This is a genomic window from Marinobacter sp. BW6 (assembly GCF_008107725.1).
Lineage (GTDB): Bacteria > Pseudomonadota > Gammaproteobacteria > Pseudomonadales > Oleiphilaceae > Marinobacter.
In genome coordinates, this window is sequence record NZ_VIRN01000052.1 from 1 (window position 1) to 5,477 (window position 5,477).

Consider the following 5,477-nt stretch of genomic DNA (forward strand, 5'->3'; position numbering starts at 1 on the left):
ATTAGGCGCCTGACGATGACCTACTCTCACATGGGCAACGCCACACTACCATCGGCGCTGGTCTGTTTCACTTCTGAGTTCGGGATGGGATCAGGTGGTTCCAGACCGCTATGGTCGTCAGGCAAAACGGTTGATCACTGGGGGACGAGATGGAACGAGTGGTATTGATTTCGTTTGAGCCTTTAGGCTCTGCGTTATCCGCAATTGTCTTGGGTGTTATATAGTCAAGCCGCACGAGCAATTAGTATCGGTTAGCTCAACGCCTCGCAGCGCTTACACACCCGACCTATCAACGTCCTGGTCTTGAACGGCTCTTCAGGGACCTCAAGGGTCCAGGGAGATCTCATCTTGGAAGGGGCTTCCCGCTTAGATGCTTTCAGCGGTTATCCTATCCGAACATAGCTACCGGGCAATGCCACTGGCGTGACAACCCGAACACCAGAGGTTCGTCCACTCCGGTCCTCTCGTACTAGGAGCAGCTTTCCTCAAATCTCCAACGTCCACGGCAGATAGGGACCGAACTGTCTCACGACGTTCTAAACCCAGCTCGCGTACCACTTTAAATGGCGAACAGCCATACCCTTGGGACCGGCTTCAGCCCCAGGATGTGATGAGCCGACATCGAGGTGCCAAACACCGCCGTCGATGTGAACTCTTGGGCGGTATCAGCCTGTTATCCCCGGAGTACCTTTTATCCGTTGAGCGATGGCCCTTCCATACAGAACCACCGGATCACTATGACCTACTTTCGTACCTGCTCGACGTGTCTGTCTCGCAGTTAAGCGGGCTTGTGCCATTACACTAACCGCATGATGTCCGACCATGCTTAGCCCACCTTTGTGCTCCTCCGTTACGCTTTGGGAGGAGACCGCCCCAGTCAAACTACCCACCACACAGTGTCCTCAACCCCGATAAGGGGTCCAAGTTAGAACCTCAAACATGTCAGGCTGGTATTTCAAGGTTGGCTCCATGAGAACTGGCGTTCCCACTTCAAAGCCTCCCAGCTATCCTACACAAACATGCTCAAAGTTCACTGTGAAGCTATAGTAAAGGTTCACGGGGTCTTTCCGTCTAGCCGCGGATACACCGCATCTTCACGGCGATTTCAATTTCACTGAGTCTCGGGTAGAGACAGCGCCCCCATCGTTACGCCATTCGTGCAGGTCGGAACTTACCCGACAAGGAATTTCGCTACCTTAGGACCGTTATAGTTACGGCCGCCGTTTACCGGGGCTTCGATCAAGAGCTTCGCGCAAGCGCTAACCCCATCAATTAACCTTCCGGCACCGGGCAGGCGTCACACCGTATACGTCCACTTTCGTGTTTGCACAGTGCTGTGTTTTTAATAAACAGTCGCAGGGGCCTGGTATCTTCGACTGGCTTCAGCTCCACCCGCAGGGGTATCACCTAACACCAGCGTGCCTTCTCCCGAAGTTACGGCACCATTTTGCCTAGTTCCTTTACCCGAGTTCTCTCAAGCGCCTTGGTATTCTCTACCTGACCACCTGTGTCGGTTTGGGGTACGGTCTCGAATAGCCTGAAGCTTAGAAGATTTTCCTGGAAGCATGGCATCAATGACTTCCCGCTCTAAGAGCAGTCGTCGTCGCGTCTCGAGATTGTGGACCCGGATTTGCCTAAGTCCACTCCCTACTCGCTTAAACCGGGACAACCGTCGCCCGGCTCACCTAGCCTTCTCCGTCTCTCCATCGCAGCTATCCAAGGTACGGGAATATTAACCCGTTTCCCATCGACTACACCTTTCGGTCTCGCCTTAGGGGCCGACTCACCCTGCGCCGATTAGCGTTGCGCAGGAACCCTTGGTCTTCCGGCGTGCGGGTTTTTCACCCGCATTGTCGTTACTCATGTCAGCATTCGCACTTCTGATACCTCCAGCAAGCTTCTCAACTCACCTTCGCAGGCTTACAGAACGCTCCCCTACCCCGCATACAAAGTATGCAGCCGCAGCTTCGGTGACCAGTTTGAGCCCCGTTACATCTTCCGCGCAGGCCGACTCGACTAGTGAGCTATTACGCTTTCTTTAAAGGATGGCTGCTTCTAAGCCAACCTCCTAGCTGTCTGAGCCTTCCCACATCGTTTCCCACTTAACTGGTACTTGGGGACCTTAGCTGGCGGTCTGGGTTGTTTCCCTCTTCACGACGGACGTTAGCACCCGCCGTGTGTCTCCCGGATAGTACTCACAGGTATTCGGAGTTTGCATCGGGTTGGTAAGTCGGGATGACCCCCTAGCCGAAACAGTGCTCTACCCCCTGTGGTATTCGTCCGAGGCGCTACCTAAATAGCTTTCGGGGAGAACCAGCTATCTCCGGGCTTGATTAGCCTTTCACTCCGATCCACAAGTCATCCCCTGGCTTTTCAACGACAGTGGGTTCGGTCCTCCAGTTGATGTTACTCAACCTTCAACCTGCTCATGGATAGATCGCCCGGTTTCGGGTCTATGCCCAGCGACTAAATCGCCCTATTCAGACTCGGTTTCCCTACGGCTCCCCTAAACGGTTAACCTCGCCACTGAACATAAGTCGCTGACCCATTATACAAAAGGTACGCCGTCACGGAACAAGTCCGCTCCGACTGCTTGTACGCATACGGTTTCAGGATCTATTTCACTCCCCTCACAGGGGTTCTTTTCGCCTTTCCCTCACGGTACTGGTTCACTATCGGTCAGTCAGGAGTATTTAGCCTTGGAGGATGGTCCCCCCATGTTCAGACAGGATATCACGTGTCCCGTCCTACTCGATTTCACTAAACTCAGGTTTCGGATACGGGGCTATCACCCACTATGGCGGCACTTTCCAGAGCCTTCTCCTACCAGTTGTTTAGCTTAAGGGCTAATCCCCGTTCGCTCGCCGCTACTTAGGGAATCTCGGTTGATTTCTTTTCCTCGGGGTACTTAGATGTTTCAGTTCCCCCGGTTCGCCTCTTACACCTATGTATTCAGTGCAAGATACCGACCCGAAAGTCGGTGGGTTTCCCCATTCAGAAATGTCCGGATCACAGCTCGTTTGCCAGCTCCCCGAACCTTATCGCAGGCTTCCACGTCTTTCATCGCCTCTGACTGCCAAGGCATCCACCGTATGCGCTTAGTTGCTTGACTATATAACCCCAAGACAACTGTGTTCCATTCATCGATAACCTGGTAAACCAGGGCATCAATAAGTGGAGACAGTTCCTTGAAGCGATATAACAACCACTTCAACGACAACACCGGATAACGCTTGAAATCGTTATCACTCTGATCAATGAATTCCGGAGATAATGGAATCCATCAATCGTGTTCTATCTCGTCCAATTTGTTAAAGAGCAAATCTGACCCAGTGATCAGAAAGGAAGGCTTCATCAACATGAAACATTCGTTTCTGTACACTGCCAACCGAAGTTAGCCAGTTATTTGGTGGAGCTAGGCAGGATCGAACTGCCGACCTCCTGCGTGCAAGGCAGGCGCTCTCCCAGCTGAGCTATAGCCCCATGAAAGCTATCTACAAGAATTGTTCAGATCTAGGCGTGTTCGGGCGCCGCATAGCCTGCTATGCAAGTCCGGACACAACGACGAGCTGGACAATTCTGGTGGGTCTGGGTGGACTTGAACCACCGACCTCACCCTTATCAGGGGTGCGCTCTAACCACCTGAGCTACAGACCCAAAAACACGGGCCTGCAAAGACCCATCTGCTCTCTTTATTAGCCAACCAAGTAATTCGTGTGGACTCTGACCGAAGCTTTCGGCTTCGTTTAAGGAGGTGATCCAGCCGCAGGTTCCCCTACGGCTACCTTGTTACGACTTCACCCCAGTCATGAACCACACCGTGGTGATCGTCCTCCCGAAGGTTAGACTAACCACTTCTGGTGCAATCCACTCCCATGGTGTGACGGGCGGTGTGTACAAGGCCCGGGAACGTATTCACCGTGACATTCTGATTCACGATTACTAGCGATTCCGACTTCACGCAGTCGAGTTGCAGACTGCGATCCGGACTACGATGCGTTTTGTGAGATTGGCTCCCCCTCGCGGGTTTGCAGCCCTCTGTGCGCACCATTGTAGCACGTGTGTAGCCCTGGCCGTAAGGGCCATGATGACCTGACGTCATCCCCACCTTCCTCCGGTTTGTCACCGGCAGTCTCCCTAGAGTTCTCAGCCGAACTGCTAGCAACTAGGGATAGGGGTTGCGCTCGTTACGGGACTTAACCCAACATCTCACGACACGAGCTGACGACGGCCATGCAGCACCTGTGTCAGAGTTCCCGAAGGCACCAATCCATCTCTGGAAAGTTCTCTGCATGTCAAGGCCAGGTAAGGTTCTTCGCGTTGCGTCGAATTAAACCACATGCTCCACCGCTTGTGCGGGCCCCCGTCAATTCATTTGAGTTTTAACCTTGCGGCCGTACTCCCCAGGCGGTCTACTTAGTGCGTTAGCTGCGCCACTAAGACTTCAAGAGTCCCAACGGCTAGTAGACATCGTTTACGGCGTGGACTACCAGGGTATCTAATCCTGTTTGCTCCCCACGCTTTCGCACCTCAGTGTCAGTATTGGTCCAGGTAGCCGCCTTCGCCACTGGTGTTCCTTCCTATATCTACGCATTTCACCGCTACACAGGAAATTCCACTACCCTCTACCATACTCTAGCCTGACAGTTCGAAATGCCGTTCCCAGGTTAAGCCCGGGGCTTTCACATCTCGCTTATCAAACCACCTACGCGCGCTTTACGCCCAGTAATTCCGATTAACGCTTGCACCCTCCGTATTACCGCGGCTGCTGGCACGGAGTTAGCCGGTGCTTCTTCTGTGAGTAACGTCAAGGCTGGCCAATATTAGTGACCAACTTTTCCTCCTCACTGAAAGTGCTTTACAACCCGAAAGCCTTCTTCACACACGCGGCATGGCTGGATCAGGGTTGCCCCCATTGTCCAATATTCCCCACTGCTGCCTCCCGTAGGAGTTCGGGCCGTGTCTCAGTCCCGATGTGGCTGATCATCCTCTCAGACCAGCTACGGATCGTCGCCTTGGTAGGCCTTTACCCCACCAACTAGCTAATCCGACATAGGCACATCCAATAGCGCAAGGTCCGAAGATCCCCTGCTTTCCCCCGAAGGGCGTACGCGGTATTAATCCGGGTTTCCCCGGGCTATCCCCCACTACTGGGCAGTTTCCTATGCATTACTCACCCGTCCGCCGCTCGTCAGCATCTAGCAAGCTAGATCTGTTACCGCTCGACTTGCATGTGTTAAGCCTGCCGCCAGCGTTCAATCTGAGCCATGATCAAACTCTTCAGTTTAAATCATACAAGAATCCGAAGATTCTCTATTCTTGCTCAAGACAAAACTCAATTTCGACGAGTCACTGTCCTGATATTTCGTATCCGAAATACCTCGGCCAGCGCCCACACGAATTACTTGGTCAACTTTTTAAAGAGCGTTTGAGCTGTTGCTCAATCAAGGTGGCGTATTCTACATCGTTCCGCCGCC

At 53.1% G+C, this 5,477-nt stretch carries 2 tRNA genes and 3 rRNA genes; all 5 read right to left on the reverse strand.

The window, feature by feature from the left end:
• Positions 1-7 precede the first annotated feature (7 nt).
• Positions 8-122 (reverse strand): 5S ribosomal RNA (gene rrf / locus FMN52_RS04715).
• A 98-nt stretch (positions 123-220) separates the two neighbouring features.
• Positions 221-3,112, reverse strand: a 23S ribosomal RNA gene (locus FMN52_RS04720).
• A 295-nt stretch (positions 3,113-3,407) separates the two neighbouring features.
• Positions 3,408-3,483: transfer RNA gene (locus FMN52_RS04725), tRNA-Ala, on the reverse strand.
• 97 nt (positions 3,484-3,580) lie between these two features.
• Positions 3,581-3,657 (reverse strand) — tRNA-Ile (locus FMN52_RS04730).
• Between the two features lie 90 nt (positions 3,658-3,747).
• Positions 3,748-5,287, reverse strand: a 16S ribosomal RNA gene (locus tag FMN52_RS04735).
• The 16S, 23S and 5S rRNA genes sit together here with 2 tRNA genes alongside, the layout of an rRNA operon.
• Positions 5,288-5,477: the final 190 nt, after the last annotated feature.